Origin of the sequence: Streptomyces sp. NPDC052236 (assembly GCF_044548015.1) — a bacterium.
GTDB lineage: Bacteria > Actinomycetota > Actinomycetes > Streptomycetales > Streptomycetaceae > Streptomyces.
The window spans coordinates 36,366-63,030 of record NZ_JBIUBL010000029.1; the positions used below are offsets into that span (position 1 = coordinate 36,366).

General features: G+C 68.5%; 25 protein-coding genes and 2 pseudogenes. 11 read left to right on the forward strand and 16 right to left on the reverse strand.

Features of this window, described 5'->3' with window-relative positions; translation table 11 throughout:
• The first annotated feature begins 451 nt into the window (after positions 1–451).
• Together ACIHCQ_RS35525 and ACIHCQ_RS35530 are read left to right on the forward strand one after the other, a co-directional pair.
• Positions 452–1,033: a hypothetical protein gene (locus ACIHCQ_RS35525; RefSeq protein WP_399672063.1), complete on the forward strand. Its 582-nt coding sequence runs from the start codon at positions 452–454 to the stop codon at positions 1,031–1,033.
• A gap of 256 nt (positions 1,034–1,289) precedes the next feature.
• Positions 1,290–1,502 (forward strand): annotated as a pseudogene (locus ACIHCQ_RS35530) (IS110 family transposase); the annotation flags it as partial.
• Between the two features lie 144 nt (positions 1,503–1,646).
• Here the strand turns inward: ACIHCQ_RS35530 and ACIHCQ_RS35535 are convergent.
• The 5 genes from ACIHCQ_RS35535 to ACIHCQ_RS35555 form a co-directional block, all read right to left on the reverse strand.
• Positions 1,647–2,090, reverse strand: coding sequence for a carbohydrate-binding protein (locus ACIHCQ_RS35535; protein WP_399672065.1), 444 nt, complete (start codon positions 2,088–2,090; stop codon positions 1,647–1,649).
• The gene (locus tag ACIHCQ_RS35540; protein WP_399672067.1) at positions 2,087–2,383 is read right to left on the reverse strand and encodes a hypothetical protein; all 297 of its coding nucleotides are present in this window, start codon (positions 2,381–2,383) and stop codon (positions 2,087–2,089) included. Before ACIHCQ_RS35540 ends, ACIHCQ_RS35535 begins: the two co-directional genes overlap by 4 nt.
• 143 nt (positions 2,384–2,526) lie before the next feature.
• Positions 2,527–3,039: a hypothetical protein gene (locus ACIHCQ_RS35545; RefSeq protein WP_399672069.1), complete on the reverse strand. Its 513-nt coding sequence runs from the start codon at positions 3,037–3,039 to the stop codon at positions 2,527–2,529.
• A gap of 49 nt (positions 3,040–3,088) precedes the next feature.
• On the reverse strand, positions 3,089–3,577 hold the full coding sequence (locus ACIHCQ_RS35550; RefSeq protein ID WP_399672234.1) for a DinB family protein: 489 nt from the start codon (positions 3,575–3,577) through the stop codon (positions 3,089–3,091).
• A 57-nt stretch (positions 3,578–3,634) separates the two neighbouring features.
• Positions 3,635–4,261: an SAM-dependent methyltransferase gene (locus ACIHCQ_RS35555; protein ID WP_399672071.1), complete on the reverse strand. Its 627-nt coding sequence runs from the start codon at positions 4,259–4,261 to the stop codon at positions 3,635–3,637.
• An 88-nt stretch (positions 4,262–4,349) separates the two neighbouring features.
• Here ACIHCQ_RS35555 and ACIHCQ_RS35560 point away from each other — a divergent pair, with 88 nt between their 5' ends.
• The 4 genes from ACIHCQ_RS35560 to ACIHCQ_RS35575 all read left to right on the forward strand — a co-directional run bounded on the left by ACIHCQ_RS35560 (position 4,350) and on the right by ACIHCQ_RS35575 (position 7,546).
• Positions 4,350–4,958: a helix-turn-helix domain-containing protein gene (locus ACIHCQ_RS35560; protein WP_399672073.1), complete on the forward strand. Its 609-nt coding sequence runs from the start codon at positions 4,350–4,352 to the stop codon at positions 4,956–4,958.
• Between the two features lie 291 nt (positions 4,959–5,249).
• Positions 5,250–5,996 (forward strand): hypothetical protein, encoded by a 747-nt coding sequence (locus ACIHCQ_RS35565; RefSeq protein WP_399672075.1) that lies wholly within the window; start codon positions 5,250–5,252, stop codon positions 5,994–5,996.
• A gap of 375 nt (positions 5,997–6,371) precedes the next feature.
• Positions 6,372–7,136 carry a hypothetical protein gene (locus ACIHCQ_RS35570; RefSeq protein ID WP_399672077.1) on the forward strand — a complete coding sequence of 255 codons (765 nt, stop codon included), beginning with the start codon at positions 6,372–6,374 and terminating at the stop codon, positions 7,134–7,136.
• 218 nt (positions 7,137–7,354) lie between these two features.
• Positions 7,355–7,546, forward strand: a complete 192-nt coding sequence (locus ACIHCQ_RS35575) for a hypothetical protein (RefSeq protein ID WP_399672079.1) — start codon at positions 7,355–7,357, stop codon at positions 7,544–7,546.
• Between the two features lie 1,238 nt (positions 7,547–8,784).
• Here the strand turns inward: ACIHCQ_RS35575 and ACIHCQ_RS35580 are convergent.
• From ACIHCQ_RS35580 to ACIHCQ_RS35590, 3 genes and pseudogenes are all read right to left on the reverse strand, one after another.
• Positions 8,785–9,174 (reverse strand): VOC family protein, encoded by a 390-nt coding sequence (locus ACIHCQ_RS35580; RefSeq protein ID WP_399672081.1) that lies wholly within the window; start codon positions 9,172–9,174, stop codon positions 8,785–8,787.
• 30 nt (positions 9,175–9,204) lie between these two features.
• Positions 9,205–9,744 (reverse strand): annotated as a pseudogene (locus ACIHCQ_RS35585) (transcriptional regulator).
• 78 nt (positions 9,745–9,822) lie between these two features.
• Entirely contained in the window at positions 9,823–9,990 is a 168-nt protein-coding gene (locus ACIHCQ_RS35590; protein WP_399672083.1) for a hypothetical protein, read from the reverse strand.
• A 343-nt stretch (positions 9,991–10,333) separates the two neighbouring features.
• Between ACIHCQ_RS35590 and ACIHCQ_RS35595 the strand changes: the two genes are divergently transcribed.
• Positions 10,334–11,560 carry an MFS transporter gene (locus tag ACIHCQ_RS35595; RefSeq protein WP_399672085.1) on the forward strand — a complete coding sequence of 409 codons (1,227 nt, stop codon included), beginning with the start codon at positions 10,334–10,336 and terminating at the stop codon, positions 11,558–11,560.
• 17 nt (positions 11,561–11,577) lie between these two features.
• Here the strand turns inward: ACIHCQ_RS35595 and ACIHCQ_RS35600 are convergent, their stop codons facing one another.
• A complete protein-coding gene (locus ACIHCQ_RS35600; protein ID WP_399672087.1) occupies positions 11,578–12,576 on the reverse strand; it encodes a recombinase family protein in 999 nt (332 codons plus the stop codon).
• A gap of 445 nt (positions 12,577–13,021) precedes the next feature.
• Between ACIHCQ_RS35600 and ACIHCQ_RS35605 the strand changes: the two genes are divergently transcribed.
• The 4 genes from ACIHCQ_RS35605 (at position 13,022) to ACIHCQ_RS35620 (ending at position 15,262) form a co-directional block, all read left to right on the forward strand.
• Positions 13,022–13,573, forward strand: a complete 552-nt coding sequence (locus ACIHCQ_RS35605; RefSeq protein ID WP_399672089.1) for a hypothetical protein — start codon at positions 13,022–13,024, stop codon at positions 13,571–13,573.
• A 145-nt stretch (positions 13,574–13,718) separates the two neighbouring features.
• Positions 13,719–14,243, forward strand: coding sequence for a hypothetical protein (locus tag ACIHCQ_RS35610; RefSeq protein ID WP_399672091.1), 525 nt, complete (start codon positions 13,719–13,721; stop codon positions 14,241–14,243).
• Positions 14,244–14,521: 278 nt separating this feature from the next.
• Positions 14,522–14,881: a DUF6093 family protein gene (locus ACIHCQ_RS35615; RefSeq protein ID WP_399672093.1), complete on the forward strand. Its 360-nt coding sequence runs from the start codon at positions 14,522–14,524 to the stop codon at positions 14,879–14,881.
• A 78-nt stretch (positions 14,882–14,959) separates the two neighbouring features.
• Positions 14,960–15,262 (forward strand): DUF6093 family protein, encoded by a 303-nt coding sequence (locus tag ACIHCQ_RS35620; RefSeq protein WP_399672095.1) that lies wholly within the window; start codon positions 14,960–14,962, stop codon positions 15,260–15,262.
• A gap of 103 nt (positions 15,263–15,365) precedes the next feature.
• Here ACIHCQ_RS35620 and ACIHCQ_RS35625 read toward each other — a convergent pair whose 3' ends face one another.
• The 7 genes from ACIHCQ_RS35625 to ACIHCQ_RS35655 form a co-directional block, all read right to left on the reverse strand.
• Complete coding sequence (locus ACIHCQ_RS35625) at positions 15,366–15,713, reverse strand: hypothetical protein (RefSeq protein WP_399672097.1); 348 nt, start codon at positions 15,711–15,713, stop codon at positions 15,366–15,368.
• Between the two features lie 160 nt (positions 15,714–15,873).
• Positions 15,874–17,763, reverse strand: a complete 1,890-nt coding sequence (locus ACIHCQ_RS35630; RefSeq protein WP_399672099.1) for an ABC transporter ATP-binding protein — start codon at positions 17,761–17,763, stop codon at positions 15,874–15,876.
• Positions 17,764–17,885: 122 nt separating this feature from the next.
• Positions 17,886–18,326 (reverse strand): hypothetical protein, encoded by a 441-nt coding sequence (locus ACIHCQ_RS35635; protein WP_399672236.1) that lies wholly within the window; start codon positions 18,324–18,326, stop codon positions 17,886–17,888.
• Between the two features lie 144 nt (positions 18,327–18,470).
• Entirely contained in the window at positions 18,471–19,268 is a 798-nt protein-coding gene (locus ACIHCQ_RS35640) for an inositol monophosphatase family protein (protein ID WP_399672238.1), read from the reverse strand.
• Positions 19,269–19,805: 537 nt separating this feature from the next.
• Complete coding sequence (locus tag ACIHCQ_RS35645) at positions 19,806–20,168, reverse strand: transposase (RefSeq protein ID WP_399672101.1); 363 nt, start codon at positions 20,166–20,168, stop codon at positions 19,806–19,808.
• A 132-nt stretch (positions 20,169–20,300) separates the two neighbouring features.
• Positions 20,301–23,852, reverse strand: coding sequence for a hypothetical protein (locus ACIHCQ_RS35650; protein WP_399672103.1), 3,552 nt, complete (start codon positions 23,850–23,852; stop codon positions 20,301–20,303).
• The gene (locus tag ACIHCQ_RS35655) at positions 23,849–26,596 is read right to left on the reverse strand and encodes a hypothetical protein (RefSeq protein ID WP_399672105.1); all 2,748 of its coding nucleotides are present in this window, start codon (positions 26,594–26,596) and stop codon (positions 23,849–23,851) included. The genes ACIHCQ_RS35650 and ACIHCQ_RS35655 overlap by 4 nt, the downstream gene beginning before the upstream one ends.
• Positions 26,597–26,665: the final 69 nt, after the last annotated feature.

Genomic DNA, 26,665 nt, shown 5'->3' on the forward strand with positions numbered 1-26,665 from the left:
GTTCGACACTGCTCATATGATCACTAAAGAGCACTGTGCCAGCGCGCTGGCCGACGGGACGGACTGTCTGCCATCCAACCCAGTCGCCGCAGGTCAGAGCACGGCTCCGGACTAACTTCCGCGTCAAAGAACAGGAGCGGTGGCTCAGGCCAAGGCCGCACCGTCGGCAGCGACACTATGCGTCTGAATTGTCACTGTCAGTTCGCAATCGCGCGTGGTGAGGTGAGGCCACCAGCCTCGCTGAGAACGTGGCCACTGACGAAGCAGTCCCGGCGGAGGGGACCGCTGAACCGGAGCACCGGCTGGTCATGATCATGCTGTCCCTACAGCGCAGGACATGGAGCGCGCCGAACTCGCCCGCAAGGAACTGGCCGCCCGGGGTGTGGACGGGGTTTCGACCAGCAAGCATTGGTGAGGCTTCGCGATCCGTCTCAGCGCCGAGGCTGCCGACGTGGCCGCAGACATCAGTGAATACATCGGCGATATCGCCGGCTCCATCCTGCCGTCTCCCTTCAATAAGATCGTCGAGGCGTTCTGCAAGATCAAGGCAGCGTTGATCAAGGCCGTCTCCGCCGGATATGGCTGCCGGCACTCCTCCAACCCGGCCCTGGCCGTCTACAACGGCAAGCTGTACTGCGTCCACTGCGGCAACAACGACGCAAGCATGTGGTGCACCACCTTCGACGGCACCCGCTGGAGCCGCGCCATCCGCATCCCCGACGCGGCGACCGTCGCCGGACCGGCGCTCGCCGTCTTCAAGGGCAAACTGTCCTGCGTTCACCGGGGCAACAGCGACCAGAGCCTGTGGTGGATGACCTTCGACGGCAGCCGCTGGAGCCAGGACACCGAGTTCAGCCGGCACGGCAGCGGCGCCGGACCGGCCCTGATCGTCTACCGCGACCCCTACGGCACCGAAGACCAGCTGATGTGCGTCCACCGCGGCTTCGGCACCAAGAGCGCCCCGACCGAGACCGACGGCGTCCTGGAACCGGCCGCCGTAGAGGGCACGTCAGGCGAATCGGCCACCAGCTGACCGGCAGCATCAGCCTGTTCACCTCGCCAGGCGCCATGAAACAGCTGGCAGTTAACGCCCAACTAACGCGCTTGCGCCCGCCCCGGCTTGACCCACCGAGCCGCGGCACCGCCTTAACCACCCGAACCGGCGACGTCGGCGTCTGCGACGCTCACGGGCTATCTCCACAGTTCGACGCGGGAACTCCACACGGTAGCCCTGGGCGGTCCCGCCAGTACGTCTGGTACCGGTGGGACGCCCAGTACTGGCGGCCGGTTACCACCGCGACCTGCTCCGGACCATGTATTTGTCAGGGATGGCCAGCCTCAAGTCCTGCCCCGCCTCCAAGGCCTACTACCAGCGCAAACGAAGCGAAGGCAAGGGACACAAGCAGGCTCTCCTAGCCCTGGCCCGCCGACGCGTCAACGTCTTGTGGGCGATGATCCGCGACGGAGAGTGCTACCACGCTTCACTCCCCGCCGCGGCTTGACATCAGCATTGGGAAGTCCCGTAAGTGCTATGTCGCCTGACAGCATCCGACTTATTGCTGTATGGGACTGCTGCGCTCGTGCTACAAACCCGCACGAAACGGGTCACGTGGACCTTGGCGGCGATGCCCAGCGGCGGCTAACCCTTAGGCAGTGTACTTTTGCCACATTGTGACAGCTATCTTCGGATTGCTTGCAGAATTCGATTTGTGCGTCACCAAGCAGCGATACTGCTTGCCCAAGTAGGCAGCACGGTCATTCGCTGAGTATTGCCGGTTGACTTTCCATTCCGAAAATCCCGCTGCCATGTGATGACGCCCTTTCACTGGACCGGCTCGCTGCCGACCCGCGTGAATCTTCCCACGGCCGACTTTCCCACCCCATCGGAGGTGATCCCCCATGCCCCGAAAGCTCGCCCCCCTTGCTCTGTCCCCGGCTGCCCCGAACTGACCACTGGTGGACGCTGCCCTTGGGTTCGCGGGGCAGGGCGCTCGGGGGAGCGGGGTGAGCAACAGAGTGTCCATAGAGGCCAGGTAGCGTTCCAGGTCCTCGGGCCAGCCGGGGATGAGCAGATACTGGACAGTGCTCATGGTGATGGCGGCCTCGCCACCCACTCCATCCGGCGCGAGGCCGCCGACGCGGGCCCACTGGTCCCACACGCATCGTTCATCAACCGCGGGAGGATCTCCGGCGTGTACATCGCTCGCTGCCACAGCACCGCCAGGGTCCCGGACGCCTTCGTGCAGGTGCGCACGGCCGCGCACAGGAGCCGGTCCTCGGCCGCCTCGACCGCTCGCAGGTCGGCGAGGGATACGTAGGAGCTGCCCCGGCGGCTGGTGACTGAGAGCAGGTCATGGAAGAGGCGGCGTGTGGCTTCGTTCACTTCTAGCAGCAGCGTCTGTCCGGCACTTTGGGCAGCAGATGGAAGTCCACGGGCTCGGGAATGTTCACGAGAAATGACGTCAGTGCATGGGACGGCCCGCCGCCCGTAAGGGCGGCGGGCCGTCGAGGCGGGCTAGGTTGAGGTCAGCCAGCTTTGGCGGAGTCGAGATGGCGGGTGTCACCGAGGCTGACGACTTGGCGGTTGTGGAAGAAGTCGTCTTCGCGCAGTGTGGTGATGCTGCCGGAGGGCGCCCGGAAACTGGCATAGCCAGCTGACTCGATCGGCATCTTGATCCAGGACGCCACGACGAACGTCAGGGAGCCGCCGTGCGTCACGATAATCTGGTGCTCGCAACGGTTCTGCAGGATCTCGTCCATGGCCGCGTACGCCAAGGCCGCAAGGGTCCACCGCTCCCGCAACGGAGAGCCGGAGCGTGCCACCACGCTCGCCCACCAAGTCCAGCCGGCCGCGACGCAGAACACCACGGCGGCCGGCGGCAGCGCCACCGGCGCCCACCGCGCCGTGTCGCCGTCGGGCAGCCGCTGCCCGGCCCGGTAGCCGACTTGGACCAGCCACACCAGGTACAGCGGCACGGCGACCACGATCAGCACCCACATCGCGGCCCTCGGCCCGCGTAACGCTCCCCGCCTGCCCACCTGCCCACCTGCTGAGCCCCCCTCACCTCGTCCGCGTGGATAGGGTGGATCAGCGGCCGGTCGAGCCGTCGATCAGTTCGCGGAGAATATCCGCGTGGCCCGCGTGACGGCCGGTCTCCTCGATCATGTGGGTCAGTGCCCAGCGGACGCTGGGACCGGGGCGCCCCGGCCGCGGTCGAGGGACCGGAGCGCCGAGATCGGTGCACCCGTCGAGAACGTCGTTCGCGCGCTCGACCGTCTCTTGGTAGCGGGCCACGATATCGGCCACGCTGTCCGCCGGTGCGGCCTGGAACGTCGCCTGCCAGTCAGTGACGTCGTCACCGAGAAACATCGAGCGCTCGACGGAAGTCAGGTGGTTGAGCAGGCCGAGCAGGTTCGTGCCTGACGCCACTGCGGCTGTTCGCACCTGCGGCTCGGGGGCGCCGTCGACCTTCGTGGCGATCGAAGTCCGGAGGTAGTCGAGGAGTCCGCGCAGGACCTCGGTCTCGCTGCTTCCGGTCCGGGGCGGCGGGGTGTCGCCGCGGCGGTTGTGGCGCATGTTGCTGGGCAACAGTGGTCGCCTTCCTTCGTCGGGGGCGCGGCGCCGGCCACCGTGTCAGGCGGTGCGGCGGATGAGGAGGACATGGTCGGTGACCTCGGCGGTGCGCCCACCCGGTCCAGTCGCGATCCGGCGTGGTGCGTCAGCCCGCTCGACCGTCCATGTCTCCGGGTCCAGATCGATAGCAGCGGCGACCTCCTGCGGGCTCCGGTACTGCGTATCGGGGTCCTGCTTCCACGACCATGGCGCGGCCGAGCCGTGGTCGACGACCAGCAGCCGCCCGCCCGGGCGCAGGGCGTGCGCGGCCGAGCGCAGGACGGTTGCCCGGGCCAGGTCACAGGGGGTATGCAGGTAGTGGGCGCAGATCAGGTCGAATCCGCCGGGCGGGAAAGACTTGTGCAAGTCGTACCGCACGGTGATGACACGGTCGCCCAGGCCGTGTGAGCGGGCGAGGGCGGCGAGCCGCTCGACCGCCACGGCCGAGATGTCGGCGGCGGTGACCTGCCACCCCTGGCCGGCGAGCCACAGCGCGTCGCCGCCGTTGCCGCATCCGAGGTCCAACGCGTCACCGGGCGGCAGGCCCGTCACCGTCTCGGTGAGGCGAGCATTCGGCTGCGGGTTGCCGGCTGCCGGCCGGGCCGCATAGACGCCGTCCCAGAACGCGACCGCATCGGTGGTGCGCATCAAGACTCCTTGTGTCGGTGGGCGCCCAGTCTTGCCAGGCGCACCACGACCTGGCACGAAAACTTGCGGTAACGGCAAGATGGGCCTCATGGACCACAAGACGGACGACAACGTGCTCGACGCGGTGGGACCGCGGCTTCGTGCACTGCGCCGTGACCGCGGCATCACCCTCGCCGACCTCGCGGCGACGACCGGGGTGTCGGAGAGCACCCTGTCCCGGCTGGAGAGCGGGCAGCGCCGGCCGAGCCTGGAATTGCTGCTGCCGCTGGCCCGTATCTACGACGTTCCGCTGGACGACCTCGTCGGTGCCCCGCGCACCGGCGACCCTCGGATCCACCTCAAGCCGATCAGACGGTACGGAATGACCTTCGTGCCCCTGTCCCGGCGACCGGGCGGGGTGCACGCCTTCAAGATGATCATCCCTGCCCGGCCGGAACCGCTCGAACCGACCCCGCAGACCCATGAAGGCTTCGAATGGCTCTACGTGCTCAACGGTCACCTGCGGCTCTTGATCGGCGAGCGCGACCTGACGTTGCCGCCCGGTGAGGCAGCCGAGTTCGACACGTCCTTGCCGCACTGGCTGGGCAGCGCCGATGGCGGCGTGGTCGAGCTTCTCATCCTGTTCGGCCTGCAAGGGCTGCGTGCGCACGTACGCACCGACACCAATCGGTCGTCTCAGATCGAGCCCCAGCGATGAAGTCAGCGAGACACGATGACCGCGTGAGCGAGGAACTCCGTCACCGTTACGGCTCCTTGGCCGTGACCTCGGCTGCGGCTGCGGTGTCTTCGGCTTCTACCGCCCGGATGTAGTTGAAGTGGCCATCACCGTGTGCGGGGTGAGCGGGGTGAGCGGTGCGGCAACGGTGGTCTCGGGCATGACCCCGGTGTCGGCGAGGGCCGACCTCGTGCGGCGCTGGGGCGCCGCAGGTCAAGGAGACGGGACGTCGTCCTAGCGCTGCTCTGACCAGCGCCGCGCATGCCTGTGCTCATGGCGAGGGCCGCCAAGAAGGGCTTCTACGGCGAGTGCATCGCCGACGCGCCGGACGCCGTGACCAAGAAGAAGGGAGACACCGGCCGGACCCACGCTGATGCCGAGAGCCGGCACGGCCCGCCGCTCCGTGCGGGTCGGCCCCGGCGTACACTCACGGGCCCACCGCCGAGCGATGGCGAACCCGAGGGGAAGACACCATCCGTGCATGACTACGAGGACCCGGCCTGGGGGCCGCTTCCCGTCCGCCCGGCCGCACTGCGCCGGCTGCTGCTTCTCCCCTTGACCCTGGTGTTCCTGCCGCTGTGGTGGGTCGTGTGGGTCTTCCTCGCTATCTGCTTCTGCTGCGTAGCGACGGTGGCCGAGCTGATCGTCTACATGGTGCCGCGTGCCGAGAACGGCGCGATACGGGTGCTGGATGCCACGCTGGGCCGGGTGCCGTTCGTCCCGCTCTGGTGCGTGACCCCGGTGGCGCTGGTGCGGGAGGGCGACACGGCGTACTACCAGGCGCGCGTGGACCGGCGCATCGAGAAGCAGACCCGGCGAGTGGAGACCTCCCAGTACCGTCGCGAGTACCACCGCGACCTGGAACTCGGAGCACACTACTTCCGGGGCGCCGGCGCCGGTTACGTTTTGCGCGTCGCCGCGGAGCGGGGCTGGAACCTCCATCCGGTGCTGCGCTCGCACCCCCGGCGTCGGCTCCGGCTGCGCCACAACGGTCGGCCACGGCCAGACTTCAGGAACTGACGGCTCCGGACGGTCCTCGTCAGGGGCCGCCCACCCCGCCCAATTGACCAACGGCGAACCAACCGGCGCACTCCGGACCCCGGCACAATTGCCGCCAGGCGCGGCACGTGGCCTCAATCCGCCCGCTCCCGCTGCGAATTGACGAGGCGCCGGCGTATGTACCGCTGGAGAACCTGGGGATCAGCCGTGCGGCTTCGCCTCGGCCAAGAAGGCAAACCCGCTCACCGTCGACGAAACAGGAGCCATAAGCTGGAGCTGGTCGCGACCACCGCAGGCCAGGCCCGGGGCTGATCGGCCCTGGCCGGCTCACTCGCTTTGAAGGAGACGGCACTGAGAAGAAACGCCCTGCGGTGCCCGATACCGATCATTCCGTTCATGCTGGGCCTGACCTTGTTGACCGGCTGCGCCATCGACAAGGGCACGGCACTCGCCGCGGATTTCGAAGAGAGCTGGGCCGGCACGCCGGACGTGGCGAAAATCCGCACCACCAAAAACAACACGCTGCCCTTCAGCGGAACGTCGACCGGCACGCTGATCCTCGAGGACGGCACTTCGGCCGACCGTATGAGCGAGCTTGCAGGCGAGATGGGGCAGTACGTCGCCCGTCACGGGGCGGTCACCGGCCGGATCGCGGCGGATGGCGTCACCTTCACCGTTGTCGCGGACAAGGGGCGCACCGGCGAGGTCCTGGCGCTGTGGCGGTCATTGACGGCCGACGACCGTGTGGCGGACGCCGACATCGATGATGCGCCCTGGAAAGAAGCAACCGAGCGCTGGCAATCCGAGGTCACCGCGGTCGATGCCACCGGCGCAATGGCGGTGTTCAAGGACATGGTCGCCCAGGGCGACCGGCACCGGCCACTTTCTGGTGTGATGGCCCTGGCGGTCAAAGGGCCGGGGCTCTTGGTGGAGACCGGCTTCAGCGACGATTTCCCGGCCGAGGCGATCGCCGCGTACGAGGCGGTGCTCGCTCAGTACTCGGTCGTCGGCGCGACTCTGCGACGTGATCCTGTGTCTGGATCGGCGGTAGGCATCGTCGTGACGGAGAGCGCGGATCGGGACCATGCCGGCGAACTCGCCAGGAGGGCGGCACCGAACCTCGGTGCCGCCGTCGAGGTCACCAGCGACAGCGGCGACTGATCTCTGGCTGGATCAACCAGCGCGGCCGCGAACCCGGCCGGCCGTTCACCGGCCGCCCGTTCACCGGCCGGCGCGGGCCGCTGTCGATCTCCGGCATCACCCAGGTCGTCCTCGCCATCGCCCCAAAGACCGGCATTCCGTCGCTCAAGCCGCACCGGGCGAGGGGCAGTGGCCGTCGGCGAAGCGGCTGGAGCAGGAGTCAAGGCCCGGATGCCGGAGTGCGCGCTGATTGTGATCTGCGCGCGGACCGCGTACTGGATGGAGTGGTGGCGCCGCTTCGGGCCGCCCTCGGCAACGATCCCAAGCTCACCGACCCGTTCGGCCGGTACGTCCTCACCACGTTCGTGAAGGGAACGAACATGGGCCCGTACGAGGCGGCCCGTCACATCTCCGGGGGTCTCGGGGCATGAGCTGTCGTACTTGGCGAACCGGCACCACCTCGCCGCCTCCGCACTCGTTTCCATCGAACTCGCCGACGCCGGCCGTCCGCCGCCTCACCGAACTGCTCGCCACGGACGGTGAACAGCAGGCATGAGCAACCAGAATCCCTGTCGCGTGTAGCAAACGAGACCAATAGCCACGCTCATTTCATCCACAGGTCTTGACGATTACTCCCCGGACCTGCGGCCGTGGGCAACGATGGCTGAGCAGTCACACCTGCCAGCACACTGTGCCGCTCACCCATGTGCACAGGAATAGGCATTCACACGTCAGCCAACGACCGGGTGGGTTACGCCGAACTCGCAGAACATGACAGCTACTTGGTCAACTCATAACAGCCATGAAACCCTGCCACCGGCCCCGCGAAGAGCAGTGCAGCGCCCCTCACGAGGGTTCATACCTGCTGCCGCCCAACCCGCTGACACCACACCACACACTCACAGAAATCGACCCCGCCTGGTGCCCCACCTGGGACACCGGATGGCAACGCTGCTTCCGCCTCACCCAAACCCACATCCAAGGCGGCGGGACAGTGCCGATGTCTCCAGGCGAAGCCTTGGTGCAGGGCGAGGACCTCGGCCGCTGGGTGATGTCGTGCCGCCTGGGCTGGGACAGCCTGCTGCCCGCCCAGCAATGGCTCCTCGAGAACGTCCTCGGCCTCGAAGCAGCCGGGGAAGACGAGCGGCCCGTCAAACGCACCCAGGACCACAAATGGACACTCAACCTCCGCGCCGCACGCCAGTTCCACACCCGCGGAGGCCACCTGAACGTAACCCAGAAAACACATCGAACACCTGGAACCGGAAGGTGGCACAGAAGGCTGTCAGGGCGGTGCTGAGGGGTCGTGGAGATCAAACTCGGCATGACTCTTCCTCGACAACACCCGCAGACGCGCTGACAACCTCACCCGACAACGCCGCACCAACCTCAACGCACTCGGCATACGCTGGACCTCTACTGCCTCGGGCAGGAGCCTGCGGTAGACACTCGCGCGAAAAAGCCAAGAGGGGCCGCATCCCAAGGGACACGGCCCTTCTTCATCGCGCGGGCTCCATGCAGCCGTTGCCTTACTGAACATGATCGCTGCGTTTCCGCTGGTGGGCGTGGACTCCTCTCCGGCGAGGCAGGGATGAGGCGCCCTGTGGCCTCTCGATCGTGTGGGGAGTTTCAATCGGCCAACCACGCCGATCGGTACGACAACGGCTGCTCAGTCCGATGCTCGTACGGCGTCCGCACCGGCGGGTTCCCAGAGCTGGATCGGGGTGCCCTCCGGGTCGCTGAGCTCAGCGAACCGGCCATTGGGGTAGTCCTGCTCATGAACATCGGCCTGGATGCCCGCGCTCCGCAGCTGGGCCACCATGGCATCGAGATCGCGAACCCGGAAGTTGATCGCCCACTGCTGTCCGGGCGTGCGGAAATGCTCCGATCCGCTCGGGAGCGGCGCGAACACAGTTGGCCCGGCCTCGGTCTCCCAGGACCGCTCATCGTAGGTATCCGGTGGGCGTCCAACGCCGAGGTGAGTCTCATACCAGCTGGCCAGTGCCTCTGGGGCGCTGGCACGGAAAAAGATGCCGCCTATGCCCGTCACGCGTTCCATGCCGTCATTCTGCCTGTACGACAACGGCTTCTATGCGGCGAAGCCCATGTTGGTGACGTATTCGTACTGGCCCCACTGCGAGCCCAGGTCCACGATCGTGTCGTCCCACACGTCGTCCAGACCCTGGTGGTCACCGGCCGCCCAGGAACCGACGATGCTCTCCCAGCGGCGTATGTTCATCGTCCGGTACGCAACGACGCGCTGGTGCGGGCGCGACACCTGGGACTGGTTGAGGGGGTGGATCTCCACCCGAGTCCCGCCGTGCGAGTTGAGGCACTGCAGGAGGTGGCGGGCCACGTTGCGGCGACGTACTACCCGGTAGGCGGCGTCGATGCGTTCCAGGTTGGCCTTCGAGGGCTGGCGCTTGCCCTCCAGCCACGCCTCAGCGTCCGCTCGCTCACCCTCAGCCCGGCTTCTTGGGCGGCCTTGCGGGTGGGGACCGACTTCGTCAGGTGGTTCAGGCGTGCCATCAGTCCGCGCTTGGCGGTCACTCAACTTACGGGCGACGGCGTCACTGCCCCTGATGCCCCGGGCACCGAACCTCCCGAACTCAAGGTTCCTCTCCGGCATCCACCGCCCCTCCCCCATCAGCGACTGAAGCGACCGTCCGTTGCGACTCCCCTGTGACCCGCATCAACGCGGCCACCATCAGCGCAACGACTCCTCCACCTTCAATCCCATGCCCCCACCCCATCCGAGGGTGATGCGTATCTGGGGTCCGAGTAGGAAGGAACCGGCGAGCTGCCCCTCGTCCGGGTCCTCCACGAACCGGCCGAAGCGCCTGCGTTGGTCCTCGCTCAAAAAGCTGGTGGGCACCGCGCGCTCCTTGATCGTCACCATGACTCGCGCACGATGTTTTCAGCCCGTCCAACCGCCTGTTCGGCGATCATCCATTCCGGTCCGGACCATCACCCCGTCTGGTAGGCGGACCGCTGGCCGTGGATACCGGGGCCGCCTCTGGCCCGCACGGCCTGTCGGAGGCCGCAGCCTGCTAAGTTTTCCGGATGCTCATTGTGATGTTCATCTGACGGTCTTGGGTCTCTCCCGCCCAGGTTCTGATCCGTTGAGGGTGTGGTCTGTCATGCCCTCCGGACCTTGAAAACCGTCAGACTTTGGCGGCCGCGCGTACGAGCCGGTCGCACATCATTGGAGCTTCTTCGTGCTCGCAGTGCTTCTGCTTCCTGGCGCGCTTCGCGCCTTCCTCCCCGCCCTGATCGGTCGGTCCGCTCTCGCGATGGGCGGTCTTGCTCTCCTCCTCGCCGTCCAAGACAGCACGGGTTCGTACACGCAAGCCGGTTTCGCAACAGCGACGTTCGGAATCGCCAACGTCATCGCCGCCCCTTGGCGCGCCCGGGCCGTCGATCGATTCGGTCAACGAGTCGCGCTCACCACTATGGCGTCAGGCCAAGCATTAGGGTTCACCGCTCTCGCGCTCATCACGGAAGCCGAGGGAGTTGCGGATATCTGGTTCGTCATTCTCAGCGCGGTGGTCGGCCTGACATCGCCACCCCTGGGGGCGGCGATGCGAATGATCTGGGCGTCGCTCACGACGGCCGGTGACCAGCGAACAAAAGCATTCAGCATCGACGCGGTGTGCGAAGATCTCCTTTTCGTCGGTGGCCCCGTCATCATCACTGCGGTCATCGTGGCCAGTTCTCCCAGCGTCGGGCTCTGGGTGACTGCGGCAGTAGTTTCCCTCGGCACTGTAGCGATGACGTCCAGCGCGTCGTCGGGGGCGCTTCGCGGAACAGGAGGGGGCGTCGCGCGAGGTGATCGCCCGCTGCGACAGCCAGGTTTCGCAAGGGTATTGATCGTCCTCCTCGGCGTCGGTGGTGTACTGGGCGTTGCGGAGATCGCAGCGCCGGCAGTTGCTGCGCAACGTGATGCTGTCGCAGCTTCGGGCTGGCTCCTGGCGGCCTTTGCCGGTGGAAGTGCTCTCGGAGGACTTCTCTATGGGCAGCTGAACCTCAAGGGGGGAATCGGCAGGAGACTGTTCGCCCTGTGCGTCAGCATGGGGCTCGCCGCGGTGCTCGTCTCCCAGCTGGACACACTCGGCCTCTTCGCTGCGGGCCTCGCACTCGTCGGCTTTTTCCTCGCTCCGTCTCTGATTACCGGGTACCTCATCGCCGACACCATCGTTCCGGAAACCAGCCGGACGGAAGCGTCGACATGGATCAACACTTCCGTAAACCTCGGCGCATCGCTGGCGTCCGCAGCAGCTGGAATCGTCATCGACAATTCGGGCGTCTGGCTCGCCCTCTTGCTCGTGGGAGTGATCGCTCTTGCGCTTGCCTCAGCTGTGCCATTCACACGGCTGCGCATCATCGAGCCGCCTGCGGTTCACGCTCCCGATCAGCCCGGTTTTCCCGAAGCTGCCGCGAAGTGACGAGTAGTTCTCTGTAGTCAGAGTGACGCTCGGTCAAGGTGGGCGGGGCGGGGTCCGGGAACTTCGCCAGTCTGAAGGGCGGCGAAGTCGGCGTGGGCGGCTTCGACAGCTTCGGGGTACGCCTCACGCGTGGCGTGCTCGGCGAGCGCCCGGTAGATGCTGGCCAGGGAAGGGTTCTGGCCCTTGCGCTTGCCGGTGGGGATGAGCAGGTCGGGGCGGATCTGCTCGACGGACTCGCCCAGCGCGCGGCGGCGGAGCACGGTGTGCAGCATGTCGTCGGTGATGACCTGGGGCCGGCCGCCGTGCTTGCCCTTGCGGGCCGCGGTGTCGAGCCCCTCGAGTGTCGACTCGCGGATGTTTTCCCGCTCGGTCTCGGCCATCGCCGCGAAGAAGGCGAACAGCAGTCGTCCGGCGCCGCTGGGGTCGTACATGCCCTGGAGGGGGCCGGCGAGCATCTCCAGGACCAGGCCGTGCGCGGTGAGGTGGTCCGCAAGGGCTGTGAGCTCGGCGGCATCGCGTCCCAGTCGTTTCATCTCGTACACCGTGACGATGACCCGGCAGTGCGGGGCGTGGGCCTTGATCTCCCGGGCGGCCTTGAGCGCGGCCTCGAACTGCGGGCGCACCCGCACCCGGGTGCTGATCTTCTCGCTGAAGATCTTGTCTCTCGGGATGCCGTGCTTGGCCAGGGCATCCAGCTGAGACTGGAGCTCTTGGCTCAGGTGCGAGCATCTCGCGTACCCGATGCGGATGTCCGCGCTCGGGGTGTCCGGGTCGATCGGTGCCGGGGGCGGGGTGCCGGGCCGCCACGGCTGCCCCGGGCTCCGGTCGGCCGGGGTGGGCACCCGCAGGAGTTTGGCGAGCCGGGGCACCTTGGTGAACCGGCCGGTGTGGTAGGTGCCGGCGACGGCGCCGCCGCGCGAGCGGCACGGCGAGCCTGGCTCGGCGCCGCAGCGGGGGCAGGGGTGGCGCTCGGCTTCGTCCGCGTCGGTCGGGGAAGGCTCTTGAAGGTCCGCCATGGCCCTGGATTTTGTCACAAACATTTCTCAGAAGGGGGCGACTCGCCTCTTTGCGTGAGAACGGATTCTGAGAACCGATTCAAGATCAACGGGGTCCCGGTGGCCGTTCTTGATCTTGCTCCGGCAAAGGTTCGTTTGTGAGAGTAACCGCGCGTGCAACTCTGGCCCTTGCTCCCTCAAAGGAGATCGCCAGCAGTCGGCGGACGCGTTCGCGGCCATCCGTTCGAACTCCGCAAGCAGGAGTGGGCAGCCGGTGACGAGCTTCGGCCGACGGCTCGGAGCCGTTCGAGCAGTTCGGCGACGGAAGCGGTCTGCGCGTATCGCGACAGCTCCGGTTCGAGGTCGCGGATCATCGTCACGCACATGGGGGCGTCGATCCGGCTGGCCAGGTCGAGGGAGCGTGTGGCTGTCTCCGCGGCGATGTCGGGTTCGCCGTCTCGGAGGTATGTCTCGGCCTGGTCGCGAGCGCGTTCGGCTGACGGTCCGCGCCATCGCCGGGCGAGCTGGCCTGTCGGTCACGTTCTGCTACGAGAACACCGACGCCCGAGCCCTCGTGAGAAACGCCGCCGTCAGCAGCCGCAGCCGCCACGACCGGGAAGGCCAAGCGGAGCACGAGCGGACCGAAGCCTCCTGGCGGGAACGCGCACTCAATGCCGAGGAGGAACTGTCCCGGACGCAGAAAGAGGTTCTCGCCCAGCGCCAGCAGATCGGCGAACTGCTGGGCCAGATCCGTTACTTCGACCAGATGGTCCCCGGCGAATCCGTCCAGCGGCTCGTCACCGAGAACAGCACACTCAAGCATCGAGTTCACCAGCTCACCCAGGAGCACCGGAAGCTACAGGAGCGGCTGGAGGGAGCCCGGTCCAACCTCCGCTTCGCCGAAAGACGCATCGCCGACCTCGATGCCCGATTCCTTGATCAGAACACACCGCAGCAGCCCCAGGGCCTGATCGCTGGATCGCAGGACCGAAGCAAGAAAGGTTCACCTTCGAAGTGACAAACGCCCACCCACCCAGCATCTGAGGCCGGGTGTCGACATCGTCCCTCAGTGCCTCTTGCCGCGATGCGCGAATGACCTCAAACGGCCACCCGCGCAACGACCATGACAACCAACCGCGTGCCCACCTCCTGGAGAACAGGCGGTGCGGGAGTCGGGTGCGGAGTGGACTGTCGTGCGGGCGGGGTTCATCACGCAGAACTTCAGCGAGGCGTTCCTCGTAGAACTGGTCCGGGCCGGTGTGGTCGCACTTCCGGTCGGCGATGTAGCGGAACCGTTCGTTGACGCAGAGGACATCGCGGATGTCGCCGTCGCGGCCCTGACCGAGAACGGTCATGCTGGCCAGATCCACGAAGTGACCGGACCACGACTGCTCACCTTCGCCGATGCCGTCGGCGAGATAGCGAGGGTGACCCGCAGGGAGGTTCGTTATCTGCCGGTCACGCCCGAGCAGTTCGTCTCATCGCTGACCGGACGAGGTGTGTCGACCGAGTACGCGAGCAAACTGGCCAGCCTGATGGTCGAGGTCTTCGACGGCCGCAGGGCCAACGTGACCGACACCGTCGAGCGCATTCTCGGCCGACCACCCCATGACTTCGCGGAGTATGCCCGCAAGGCCGCCGCTACCGGTGTATGGGATGCCCGTGCTGAGTCCTCCGATGGAGCCTGACAAGACCAACAGCCCAAGATCGTGATCAAGTTCAGAGAACACGTCAAGGTCGGCAAGACCCTCTACTCGGTGCCGTGGCGGCACGTCGCGCTCCCCGCGAAGGCGGGGGTGAACCGCGGCCCACGACGCCGCCCGACCCCGCCCGACCCCGGGCGGCGGTGCCCCCTGCGAAGGCGGGGGTGAGCCGGCCCTTGGCTTGGTCCGGTTCTTTGAGGGAAGCCTGTTGACGATCTGCGCTGCGCACCAGGTTGTCTGCGGCACCAACTACGCTCGATCGTATGAGCGTTCCTGTGAATGAGGGGCTGACTCTGGGGGCTGTCAGCGAGTTGGTCGAGAAGAAGATCCTTACCGACACAGTGAGGATGTACCGGCCGGGTGCGCCGGTGTTCAACCCGGACACTGGTCAGTACGAGCCGGGTCCACCGGTCACTGTGTACGAGGGGCCGGGCGGGGTTTTCCCTGAGGGTGGTCCGGGCATCGTGCTGCACCTCGAAGGGCAGGCGTACGTGGACGACTCCAAGTCCCGGTACAAGCTGCTCACTCCACTTGCCGCGCCGGTTGCCTCCCGTGCGGACACGGTGGCAATCACGGTCGCCGCCGATCCGGCGGCGGTGGGCCGTACCTGGCGGGGTACTTGATATCGGGGAGACCTCCACGCTTGCCGTGGTGCGCACGACCTGGCTGGATCAGGACAAGCAGAGCAGTGGAAGCGCGTCGTGAGCACACCCATCGATACGAAGGCGGAGCGGCAGCGCCTGGAGGCCGTAGTGCTGGTGGACACCGTGCGCATCACCCGGCCAACTGGCACGGCGGTTCTGGATGCGGAGACGGGGCTGCTCGGCCCGGTGCCTTCGGCTCTCGTCCATGAAGGTCCTGGCGCGGTGCTGTCCGGGCATGGGCAGGTCACTGCGCAGCATGTGCTCGGCCGTGAGTGGCTGGATGACACGGTGTCCTCGTACCGGCTCCTTACTCCGATCTCCACCCGTGCCGTCGCGCTACGACCGGGTGGAGGTCATTGAGGCGGCGGCGGAGCATGCGGCGACGCTGGGTCGGGTGTGGCAGGTCCTTGATCGTCGGAAGCCTCGACGGTGGAGATTGCGCGGGTTACCCGCTTGGACGAGATCACTCCGCCGTGAAGGGGACCGGCGGCAGGCCAGCGGCTCCGCCGATGCGCGAGTTCTCGAGGTCGATGGTGCCAGGGTGAAGGACCGGCAGCTGGTCCTCGGCCTGGTCACCGGTGCCGAGGGCGCCGCTGCCGTAGAGGCGCTTCATCGCGTAGTCCTTCGTACCGGACAGCGAGATGGTGGCGGTGACGGGCTGGCTGCCGTTGGCGGAGGGCCAGGTGGCGGCGGTCGCCGTGGTGGACAGGGTGACGTTCGCCGCGAGGGCGGCCCCGGTCATGCCGAGGGCGGCGCCGAACGCGACGAGGGCGCGGCGGGGGGTGAGAGTGCGGCGGTATGCGGTGCGCAATATCGGCTCTGCTGGTCATGGATCCCAATCCCTGGTGGAGCGGTGGGGGTGGACCTGCGCTTGCGCTGGAAGGTCGCCGGACGGGGATGGGTTGCTGCACCGAGGAATATTTCTGCCGTCAACTTGAGAGCGTTCTCAGACGCTTTGCCCCATGGGGCCGTCAGCGGGTGGGCTGCGCTTGCTCCGCCTCCGGGCGCTCGAACTGGGTGCGGTACAGCTCCGAGTATCGGCCTGCGGCGGCCAGCAGTTCGGTGTGGGTTCCCCGTTCGGCGATCCTGCCCTCCTCGATGACCAGGATCAGGTCGGCGGCCCGCACGGTCGAGAGCCGGTGGGCGATCACCACGGCGGTGCGGCCCTCCAGCGCCTCGGCCAGGGCTTCCTGGACGGCTGCCTCGGAGGTGGAGTCGAGATGGGCGGTCGCCTCGTCCAGGATGACGACCCGCTGGCGGGCCAGTAGCAGCCGGGCGATGGTGAGCCGCTGGCGCTCGCCACCCGAGAGCCGGTAACCGCGTTCGCCGACCACGGTGTCGAGGCCGTCGGGCAGCGAGGCCACGAGCCCGTCGAGCCGCGACCGGCGCAGGGCGTCCCAGACGTCCTCCTCGGTGGCGTCGGGCCGGGCGAGGAGCAGGTTGGCGCGGACGGATTCATGGAAGAGGTGCCCGTCCTGGGTGACCATGCCGAGGGTCTCGCGGATCGAGTCGGCGGTCAGGTCGCGTACGTCGACGCCGTTCAGCCGTATGGAACCGGCGTCCGCGTCGTACAGCCGCGGCAGGAGCTGCGCCATCGTGGACTTGCCCGCGCCGGAGGAGCCGACCAGGGCGACCATCCGTCCGGGTTCGGCGCGGAAGGAGACGTCGTGCAGAACCGTGGTGCCACCACGGGGGTCGAGGGTCGCGACCTCTTCGAGGGAGGCGAGGGAGACCTTGTCGGCGGAGGGGTAGCCGAAGGAGACCCCGTCGAACTCCACGGACACCGGCCCGTCCGGCACCCGGCGGGCATCCGGCTTCTCGGCGATCAGCGGTTCCAGGTCGAGAATCTCGAAGACCCGCTCGAAGCTCACCAGGGCGCTCATCACCTCGACCCGGGCGCCGGCCAGTGCGGTCAGCGGGGCGTAGAGGCGGGTGAGGAGCAGGGCGAGGGCGACGAGGGCTCCCGGGTCGAGGCTGCCGCGCAGCGCGTAATAGCCGCCGAGTCCGTAGACCAGGGCGAGCGCCAGGGCGGACACCAGCGTGAGAGCGGTGATGAACGCGGACTGGAGCATGGCAGTGCGGATGCCGATGTCGCGCACGCGGCGGGCGCGGGCGGCGAATTCGGCGGACTCGTCGGCGGGCCGCCCGAAGAGCTTGACGAGGGTCGCGCCGGGGGCGGAGAAGCGTTCGGTCATCTGGGTGCCCATGGCGGCGTTGTGGTTGGCGGCCTCGCGCTGCAGCTTCGCCATCCGGGAACCCATCCGGCGGGCGGGAACGACGAACACCGGCAGCAGGACGAGGGCGAGCAGGGTGATCTGCCACGAGATGCTGAGCATCACGGCGAGAGTCAGCAGCAGGGTGACGAGGTTGGAGACGACGCCGGAGAGGGTGTTGCTGAAAGCCCGCTGGGCACCGATGACGTCGTTGTTGAGGCGACTGACGAGCGCCCCGGTCCGGGTGCGGGTGAAGAAGGCGACCGGCATCCGCTGGACGTGGTCGAAGACCGCCGTGCGGAGATCGAGGATCAGCCCCTCGCCGAGGGTGGCCGACAGCCGGCGGGTGAGCAGACCGAGCGCCGCCTCGGCGATGGCGATGACGGCGATGAGCAGCGCGAGCCGGGTGACCGTGCCGGTCTCACCGTCCCGGACGATCGTGTCGACGACGCGGCCGGCGAGCACCGGAGTGGCCACGGCGAGCAGGGCGGTGACCACACTGAGCAAGAGGAAGCTGTACAGGCGGCGGCGGTGCGGCCGGGCGAAGGAGCCGATGCGGCGCAGGGTGGCGCGGGAAAGGGGCCTTCGGTCCTCTTGGGCGTTCATCGCGCTGTGCAGTGATGTCCACGCGGTAACTTCCATGTCCATGGGTGGTGCCTCCGGAAATTGATGGTCCGACGCTCGGTTCCCGTCGGCCGGTGTGGCCCGGGGCGCACACGGAACGCTAAAGCCTCAACCGAACTTGAGGTCAAGGTCTTCCGCCGAGACTCTCAGGCGGGGAGAACGTCGGTGGCCGAGGTCAGCGGGACGACCTCGCCGACGGGCGGGGCGACCGCCTTCACCGGCTTTCCGAAGTCCGACAGGGTCATCGTCGCCGAGCCGTTGGCACCGGCGCCGTAGGAGGGGATGCGGGTGCGGACAACGCGCCCCTGGCCGTCGACCCAGGCGTCCGCGTAGACGGGGATGTCGCTGCCGAGCGCATCGGGGATGACGATGAGGTCCGTGACCTTGTTCTGAAGCCCCTGGCCGATGGTGACGGCGAGGCAGCGGAGGTAGCGGCAGAGCTTGCGGCCTGCTGCCCCCTTTTGAGTGCTCCGGCGGCGTGCTGGTGGCTCAGGGTCGTACACCAAGGCCGCAGGCCAGCGCCGGTGCAGTTCCTCGACCAGAGTCGTCTTCCCACTCCCGAAGGCACCGTTCACCCAGACGATCAACAGATCTCCCATCCTTGATGGCGCTTCTTGAATTTCCTCGCCCTCCGCTCAGGGGTGGGCTGCTCCGGCTCATTCTCATTCCTCACCCCCACGGAGCGCCGACCCGGTTGCGGCCGGCGCCGGGACGACTTTTCAGGTGCAGTTCTAGCTTCGGCTGCGGATCATCGACATCAGCAGCCCGTGGGTTTCGGCGTCGGCGGCCACGACAAGTCCGCGGTTTGCCTGCCCGATCGGGGCGCCGTCGATACCGGTGACCAGGCAGCCGGCGGCCTGGCACAGAGCGATGCCGGCGGCGAAATGCACGCTCCCGGACAGGTCGCCGCCATCCGTGACGTATGCGGCGCGCTTGCCTGCGGCGACCCAGGCCAACGCCAGCGTCGTGGACACGACTCGCGGCCGGAACCGCTCAACGAACCCGGGGTGGGCCAGCAGGTCCACGGCCCGGAAGCCGGGCGCGCTCGGGAATGGCGGGTCCAGGTTGACGTCCACCAGTTGGGTGGCGGACGTGGGTACCAGCTGCGCATCGGCCCCGTCGTGCCGCACCCAGGCGGTCTCACCGTCGGTGAAGAAGACTTCGCCACTGAACGGGTCGGCCACGGCTGCCGCCCCGTCGCGCAGCGCCACGTTGACGGCCACCAGCATGTTGCCGACGGCATAGTTCAGCGTGCCGCACAAAGGATCCACCAACCACTGGCGCACAGCCTCGGCCGCACCCTGCTGCCCGCTCTCCTCGCCGAGCACCGCATCATCGGGTCGGGCGGCACGGATGATGCCGAGGATCGTCTTCTCGGCCTCGACATCGGCGGCGGTGGCGAAGTCCCCGGCACCCTTGTCGACGCGGGTGAGCCGCTGGCCGTACATGTTGTGCACCACGTCCGCGCCGGCACGTGCCGCAGCTATCGCAACCCCAGCATCGTCAAGGTTCGCGTATGAGTTGATCACGTCGTGCAGGATATCGGCGGCGAAGCCCATACCCACCGGTCAGGCCGGCATCGCCCGGCTTCCGCTGCGGAGGTAGTGCGGTTCACCGCCCTGCGCGCAGGGCGGCCGGCAGCCGGCGTGACGTCTTCTGCAAGCCCCAACCCTCGGCTCGCGCATGACCACCAGGACGCTCACCAAGGTTCCCCACTCCGTTGCCGAGCGAACATTCGAGGCGAACAGCAGCCCCGGCCGTTTCCGGGGCTCTGGCCGCAGTTCCGTGAAGGACCGTCTCCCTGTCCTCTCATGCCGAGTGCTGGTGCTTGTGTTTGTGCTTGTGCTTGTGCTTGGGCAAGGCTGCGTTAGCCCGGAAGCGGAGTCGTCCGCAGCGGTCCTTGTCTTCGTCCGTTGCGTCGTCGGCGCAACAGCAGTGCTGCACCAGCCAGCGCAAGTCCTCCGCGTCAAGCCGGAGAGCGATACGGCCTTGTGCGGCCTCGGCTTGCGGATCCGTGGGCTGTGGCGACTTCATGAGCCCCGACTGTATGCCCAGCTCTCGACGTCTCATGGCTGGGTGAGGATGCGGGTGCGGAGGAGTTCGAACGAGGCCCGGCCATACATGGCTCGCTTGAGCGTTTTCACTCGGTTCACGTGGCCTTCGACGACGCCGGAGCTCCAGGGGAGGGTAAGGCCGGCGGTGACGGCGTCGAGGTCCTGGCGGAGGAATCCGGCGAAGCCCTGTATTGGCTTCGGCGCGTCCTGTTCGGCTTGGCGGATCCACTCCAGCAACAGGTATCCACGCCGGTGACGGACGAGATCGGCGAAGGCTCGGGCGAGATCGCAGGCCCGGGTGATATCTGGGCAAGCGAGCCGGACCTCCAGCAGCCGCTTGTCCTGGCTTTCGGTCAGGGTGTCGCGGGGCCGCATGATCCAGGAGGTGATCTTGCGCGGGCTGGGGATCTCGCCCGGACCGGTTCGGCGGTGCCCGCCCTCAGGACGGCCAGGGCGGTGAGGTGATTGAGGCTGTGCTTGGACAGGTTGGCCAGGACTCCGGCCCGCTCACAGCGCAGGCAGCGGCACCGTGGCGGTGAACACGGTGCGCTCGGTGATCTCACCCGGTGTGCCCGACCGAAGGAATGCCCCGGGGCGGGGCTCCTTGTTGGGGATGAACTCCACCTCGCGTACCCGCACCCGGAACGGACCGGCGGCCGGCGGCAGGAAGAACTCCGCCGTCCACTCCTTGAGGACAGGCGAGAGACCAACCCGTTTGGGTTCCGGCCTGCGCACGTTCGCGCTCTGCCACGCCGGTACGCCGGCCACCGTGTCGAACCCGATGAGGTCCACCTTGTCGGCCGGGAGGCCTCCCGGCTGGCTGCAGCGCTCCAGGATCATGTCCACCCTGTTGACGGCGGGAGCGGGTGAGACGGGCCCGGTCAGCCTGACCTCGTACGTGTCGGCGAGGCGCGTCACGCGCAGCGACCGGTCGGGGAGGAGGGGCACCAGGTCCGTCCGCACCACCGGGGACAGCGAGAGGCCGTCGAGGCTGTTCGGCTGGTACCGGGCGACGGCGAGCCGCACGAGGCCGCAGTTGAATGACGTGTTGTCCGCTCCGGTGAAGGCCACGTCACCCAGCCAGCATTGCCTGCCGGGGTGGTACTCCGGTTCGTGGGGTACGACCACCACGTCCGCGCCGGCCTCCTCGAGCCGCAGTCGCCTCTCCGGTCCGGCGGCGCCGGTGATGTGGCGGGCGAATGGCGCGCCCATGGGGATGCCCTTCGTGGGGTAGAGGGGGTCGAGACCTGCCTGGGTGACGAAGGGTGAGAGCCCGTCCGAGGTGGCCGCGTCCTCGGGGCGCACCACCACGGCCAGCAGTTCACCGGCCCCGGTGTTGTGCCACGGCCGCTGGAGGGCGATCCGTACGCGGTTGCCGAGACGCTCGTGGACGAGCGTGTGGGAGGCCGCCGCGAGGTCTCCGGTCCGCTTCCACAGGAACGCGGGGCGGGTGGAGACGACCACCGGGGGTGCGGGGCGGGCGGTGCTGCGCACGACCACCGGGGGGAGCTCCCTCGTCACGGCGAAGTCGTCGGGACGGCCGGAGTCGCGGAAGTAGTGGCAGAAGCGGCTGACGGCCCGGAGCGTGTAGGTCACCGTGCGGTGGCGGGTGTCGCCGAACTCCTGCCGGAACAGCGTCGGCGGGCGTGCCGGTCCGTCCGGGGCGACGGTGAGGGTGTCAACCGGCACGGCGGTGACCTCGTGCGGCACGTCGTCCGCCTGGTCCCGCCAGCTCGCGGTGATCTCCAGTTGGGCCGTGCTCCTCGGGTCGAACACGTCGGACTGCGGCGCGAAGGCGGCGCAGGTCGAGTTGCGGTCGCGGACGACGGTCAGGTCGGTGTCCGGCGGCCTGAGCGGGTGCTGCACCGCGTGCACGAATGTGAGGGAGCGGGCGGGCGTGGCCATCGGGTGGCGGCCCCGCATGAGGGCCCTCACCGAGTTCTCCGGGGGGTCGGCCGCGTGGAGGGCGAAATCGTCGACGATTCCCTCCCGGGGGAACGTCGACAGATCGAGCGTGATCCGCTCCGCCGGTGCGAGGCGGACCACCAGTTGTTCGCCCTCCCAGCCCACCACGGGGCGTCCGGCGGACGGGGTCGTCAGCCGGAGCGTCTTGGCCACGAGGTCGGGCCAGCGTTCCTCCCAGGCCCTCGTCGGCATGGGAGCGTTCGGATCGGAGCGGGCCGCCACGATGCCGCCCGCGGCCGGGTCGGGCAGGATCCGGGCCCCTTCAGCTCTCCCCGGGTCCGCGGCGGCGAGTGCGCGACCGACCCATTCCCACGTCACGCGGTCCGCCTCGGTTGCGTCTTCCCGCAGGTCGAGCACCCCGTGCTGCTCGGCGACGGCCAGGGTGTTGCCGGGCGGACGCAGCACCCGCTCGTCGTTCAGCGGGTGCTGCGTCCGCCCGGCGAACTCCTCGACGTCCAGTCCTGTCACGGGATCACTGCGCACGACCACATGCTCGGCCGACTCTCCGGGACCGGTGCGGGTCGGGTCCGTTCCCTCTGGGTACGAAACGTCCGGGGAGCACAACGGCTCATAGCGACCGTAGAACTCGGGTGGTGTCGTGTGCCGGTCCGCCGCCGGGTCGCCGGGCCCGAGCCCGCCGCCCGCGATGTCCGCCACCCGCGCCCGCAAAGAGTAGTGCCGTCCGAAGCGCAGCCGGGGCAGCGAGCCCTCCTCCGCCTCAAAGGACATGCTGATGTTCATACCCGGTGCCGGCGGTGGCGACGGCTGGGGCGTGCCGTCGAAGGACGGCCGGGGCACGGCCAGGCTCCAGCCCCGCCAGCCGGCCACGATCTCGTCGGCGTGCAGCCCGTTCCCGTCGTGGATCGCGGCGTTCGCCTTGAGGTGGCCTTCCTCGGACAGGCCCTCCCCCGCTTCCCCGTCCGCGCCGATGACGGTGAAGTCGTCGGACAGACCGGCGTCGGGGCGCCGCTCGTGGACCCGGTAGGTGGCCCTGCGCCGGTGCAGCGAGAACCAGTCGTCTCCGCCGAGTTCGGGAAGGACGTCGATGCGGTAACCGAGGACCAGGTCGTCGCCGGTGAGCACGTCCGGCTCCGCCCCACGCGCACGCGCCCCTCGTGCACGCGCCCCTCTGTCGCGCCGTTCCGTCATCTCCTCGCCCCTGCCCCGCAGCACCAGTTGCAGGCCGTTCGAGCGCAGGGCGGGCAGGGCGGGCGGCTCGCCGGGGCGCGCGGCGAGCGCGCGGGCGGCTTCGCGCATCCGCTGGGCGGCCACGTCCACGTCCACGGTCGCGACCTGCCAGCGCGGCTTCCCGCTCTGGTCCCTCTGGTCGAGGGTGACCATCCCCCCGTCCACCCGGTCCGTGGGGGTCGGCCGGAAGCCGGCGCCGAACGCCGTGCGGGGGGACACGATCTCGGGCAGTGCGGCGGGGCGGCCCGGCCACAGCACCCGCACCGTTCCGGCGGGCGGGTCGCCGGCCCCGCCCGGACCGAGCCGGAGCTCGAAGATCAGGCCCAGCGCCCGCAGCACCGCGGGGTGTTCGCGCAGCAGCGACAGTGTCCGGTTGAAGCCCGGTCGGCCCGAGGGCGGTTCGGCAGTGGTGGAGCCGGGAGCCGGCACGTCCGGGCGAAGCCAGTGGTCACTGCCGAGTGCGTCACGCACCTTGTCGGCGAAGTCCGGTGACCCCGCACCGAGTTCCGCGATGACCTCAGCCTTGGACACCTCGTGGAAGGTGTGCGCCACCTCGTTCGCGTCCTCGGACGTGGCGTGCACGGTGAGCGGGTCGCCGGTCGGCCCCGCCGGCGAGCCTCCCGCGTTCTCCACGGACAGTCCCGCCACGAGTCGTTGCCAGATGCCGGGCTGGACGTGCAGGCCGGGAACGAGGTCGAACTGTCTGTCGGGGGGTGCCGGGGGGCCTGAGCCCGGGACGAACACTTCGGCCCGGACGGTGCCTCCGATCAGGGCGGAGGGTGGCCACTGGGCCATCCCGTGCCCGGCCGGGGTGCCGCCGTCAAGTCTCGGCACGACGAGCACGCGCAGCAGCGGGCCGCCGTCCTCGAAACCACCCGGCACGGGGATCCACAGCATGTCGCTCATGGTGCGAACGCCTTCCGGTATCGTTGCCACGCCTCGAAGCCTGACGCGTCCCGTTCGGCCACCGTGAGGTTCCTCATCTGCCGGGCCGGAGCGCTGCCCCCGATCAGTTCGAAGGTTCCGCTGTCGATGGTCGCCGTCTCCGAGTACAGCGTCAGGTCCAGTTCGATCACGACGGTCGCGCGGCCGAAGAGCCTTGGCGGGTCGTCCAGGTAGGTGAGCGAAACGCGCAGCTCGACGGAGACGGTGATCAGGCCGAGCAACTGCACGCTGCCGCCAATCCGTATGAACGCCTCCAGCTCCACATGGCCGTCCGGATAGTGCTGAAAGCGCACTCCTCCCAGGGCGTGCACCTCGGCCCTGGCGACCACGAAGTCGATGGCCAGCATCGCGCCGAACTCCAGGGAGATCTCCATCCTCGGTTCGTTCGTGCCCGCCATCTCGATGTCGGCGTACCCGCCGCCGCCGAACGCGCTGACCGCGAGGGCGAAGGGGTGCTCACGGCTGGCGAATCCGAGCGCCACGGTCACCGGCTTCTCGACGAAGGGAACGGTCACCTGCACCCGCCCGGTCACGTTCTGCAGCACGAACATGCCGGCCGCCGCCTTCGGTATGCCGACCTCGTAGCCGACGGTGACGCCCGACGTCGACACGCTGCTGGTCGGCCCGCGCACCCCGATGAGCGACTCCAACTGCGACTGCAGTTCCTGCAGCAGCTTCAGCGCACCCTTGAATTCGATCTTCAGCCCGTCGACCGCGACGGCCGGTGCGCGGCCGGCGCTGCGCGTGAACGTCACCGAGTCGAACGACAGCTTCAGTACAGGAGCCATCGGTGGCGGCGGCAGGACGAGGGCGAAGTTCTTCAGAGTGCAGGCCGTCACGGGTTCCAGCGCGCCAGGCGTGCCCGTTGCGGAGGTGGCCGGCGCGCAGCCGACGAACAGGTCGAGTTCGGGCGGCGCCCCGGTCGCCCTGGGCCGGAAGACGCTGTGCGCCTTCAGCCTCAGCCGCTCCCACCGCATCTCCGTGAACAGCGCGTCGTTCACCCGCCTCTGTACGATGCCGGGCGGCCCCGGCTTCGGTTGGACAGCGGTGTCGATGAGCGAGGCGAGCGGGAAGCCGAACAGAGTGGCCCCGCTGAACGCGTTTCTCAGCGCGGCCTCCAGGTCCGGGGCGCCCGGCAGCACGCTGGTCGCCACGGGCCCGAGTTCCCGGGATATCCCGGTGGCGCTGAATCGGGGCGCCACCAGGCCGCCCGAGCGGTCGGCGTTCTGGTTGAAGCTGACCGGGACGCCGGACGGCGCCTCGAAGAGGAACGGGACGTCGGGGACGGCGGCGCTTCGCTCGGTGTCCATCAACGGGCCGGAGAGGTCGCGCAGTTGAGGCGCGTACAGCAGTGTCCGCGCCTGGTCGTACTGTGATCCGGGGAGCAGGGAGCGCAGGGCGGGCAGCACGGCGTCGAACTTCACGACTTCCGGACGGTGGCCCGTGCCGTCGTCCTCGCCGGAGAACGTGAGCGCGTGCACCTCCAGGACGTCTCCGGGCCGGCCTCCCGCGCCGACCATGTCGATGCGGGTACCAGGTATGCGGGCCGTGGAGTGGGGCTGCCACTGGGCCAGGAGACCCGGTGAGGGAGCCGTACGCGTGTCGCTGACGAAGATCAGTGGGAGAACGAACTCGATGTCCGTGTTTCCGGAGCGGCAGCGGACCGGGAACTGCAAGGGGGCGAGGGCGCCTCCAGGGATGAACAGATGCGGGTCCTGCGGTTCCGCCGCGCCGCTGAGGGGGAATTCCCGCCCCAGGATCTCCACCTCGTCGAACGGGAAGGTCGGCGTGCGCGTCCCGGTGAGGAGCGGCCGGGTGATCACCAGTACCCGCCTCTTCAGGAGTCCCGCGACGCAGCCGAGTACCTGGGGGTTGTGGACGGGAAGGAACTTCCGCGTGGTGAAGTCCTGGTAGACCGCGGGGAAGCCGAACGGCCACAGAGTGCCTTGCGCGGCGACGTCCACTTTCTGGTCGCGCCCGAGAACCATCTCGTGGGTCCACGAGTCGGACGGCCACTTCGCGGCGGCCGAGAGGGAGCCGCCCAGCGCGGTCAGCTCCAGACGGGTCGCCCGCGGCAGCGAGAAGTCATGGCTGGATGTCACGATGATGTTCCGCCACCCTTCCAGCGGAGGGCGCTGGAAGAGGCCGGCGGCGAGGATGCCGCTGTCCGAGACGAATGTGGGCCGGATGGCCAGGCCCGCGTCGCCCGGTGTCGCATCGCTTGCCCGCAGCAGCGTGGACCAGAGGCCCACCGTGCCCGACCCGGGCGCGACGACGGGCCGGTCCGTGTGCTCGGCCACCACGTCGGCGCCCGTTGTCCTGGCCAGCGGAACCACCCTGAGTCCCCACGGCATCTCAAGGCCCGAGGTCGGCTCAAGACGGGCGCGGCCGTCGGCCAGCGCGCCGAGGATCCCCGCCGTGCTCAACTCGATCACAGTCCCGTCGGGGACCCTGAACTCCAACTCACCGGAGCCGGCCAGGCGTGAGTCACTGTGCACGAGACCGGCCGTGTTGAAGCCGGAGACGGTCGTCTGCTCCAGGATCGCCTGCGGCGGAAGGCCCACGGTGAGGGTCGCCCGGCCGTCCGTCGCCACCAGGAGGGGAAGTGCGGACGGTCCCTGACCACGGATCTCGAACCCCGACCACCGTACGGCGAGGACCACGAAGTCGTCGCTCCGCACAATCAGGAAGGTCTGCGCTGCCACAGGTCATCACCAGTTTCGATGCCGCGGCCCGTCACCGGCCTGCCGCGCCGGCGCCTCTCCGCGCGGTCG

Coding starts and splice junctions, on each gene's coding strand:
- ACIHCQ_RS35535 (WP_399672065.1), bottom strand. CDS start 2,090: ATGAGCACTGTCCAGTATCTGCTCATCCCCGGCTGGCCCGAGGACCTG.
- ACIHCQ_RS35550 (WP_399672234.1), bottom strand. CDS start 3,577: ATGCGCCACAACCGCCGCGGCGACACCCCGCCGCCCCGGACCGGAAGC.
- ACIHCQ_RS35555 (WP_399672071.1), bottom strand. CDS start 4,261: ATGCGCACCACCGATGCGGTCGCGTTCTGGGACGGCGTCTATGCGGCC.
- ACIHCQ_RS35560 (WP_399672073.1), top strand. CDS start 4,350: ATGGACCACAAGACGGACGACAACGTGCTCGACGCGGTGGGACCGCGG.
- ACIHCQ_RS35565 (WP_399672075.1), top strand. CDS start 5,250: ATGGCGAGGGCCGCCAAGAAGGGCTTCTACGGCGAGTGCATCGCCGAC.
- ACIHCQ_RS35570 (WP_399672077.1), top strand. CDS start 6,372: ATGCTGGGCCTGACCTTGTTGACCGGCTGCGCCATCGACAAGGGCACG.
- ACIHCQ_RS35580 (WP_399672081.1), bottom strand. CDS start 9,174: ATGGAACGCGTGACGGGCATAGGCGGCATCTTTTTCCGTGCCAGCGCC.
- ACIHCQ_RS35600 (WP_399672087.1), bottom strand. CDS start 12,576: ATGGCGGACCTTCAAGAGCCTTCCCCGACCGACGCGGACGAAGCCGAG.
- ACIHCQ_RS35605 (WP_399672089.1), top strand. CDS start 13,022: ATGTCTCGGCCTGGTCGCGAGCGCGTTCGGCTGACGGTCCGCGCCATC.
- ACIHCQ_RS35615 (WP_399672093.1), top strand. CDS start 14,522: ATGAGCGTTCCTGTGAATGAGGGGCTGACTCTGGGGGCTGTCAGCGAG.
- ACIHCQ_RS35630 (WP_399672099.1), bottom strand. CDS start 17,763: ATGGACATGGAAGTTACCGCGTGGACATCACTGCACAGCGCGATGAAC.
- ACIHCQ_RS35645 (WP_399672101.1), bottom strand. CDS start 20,168: ATGCGGCCCCGCGACACCCTGACCGAAAGCCAGGACAAGCGGCTGCTG.
- ACIHCQ_RS35650 (WP_399672103.1), bottom strand. CDS start 23,852: ATGAGCGACATGCTGTGGATCCCCGTGCCGGGTGGTTTCGAGGACGGC.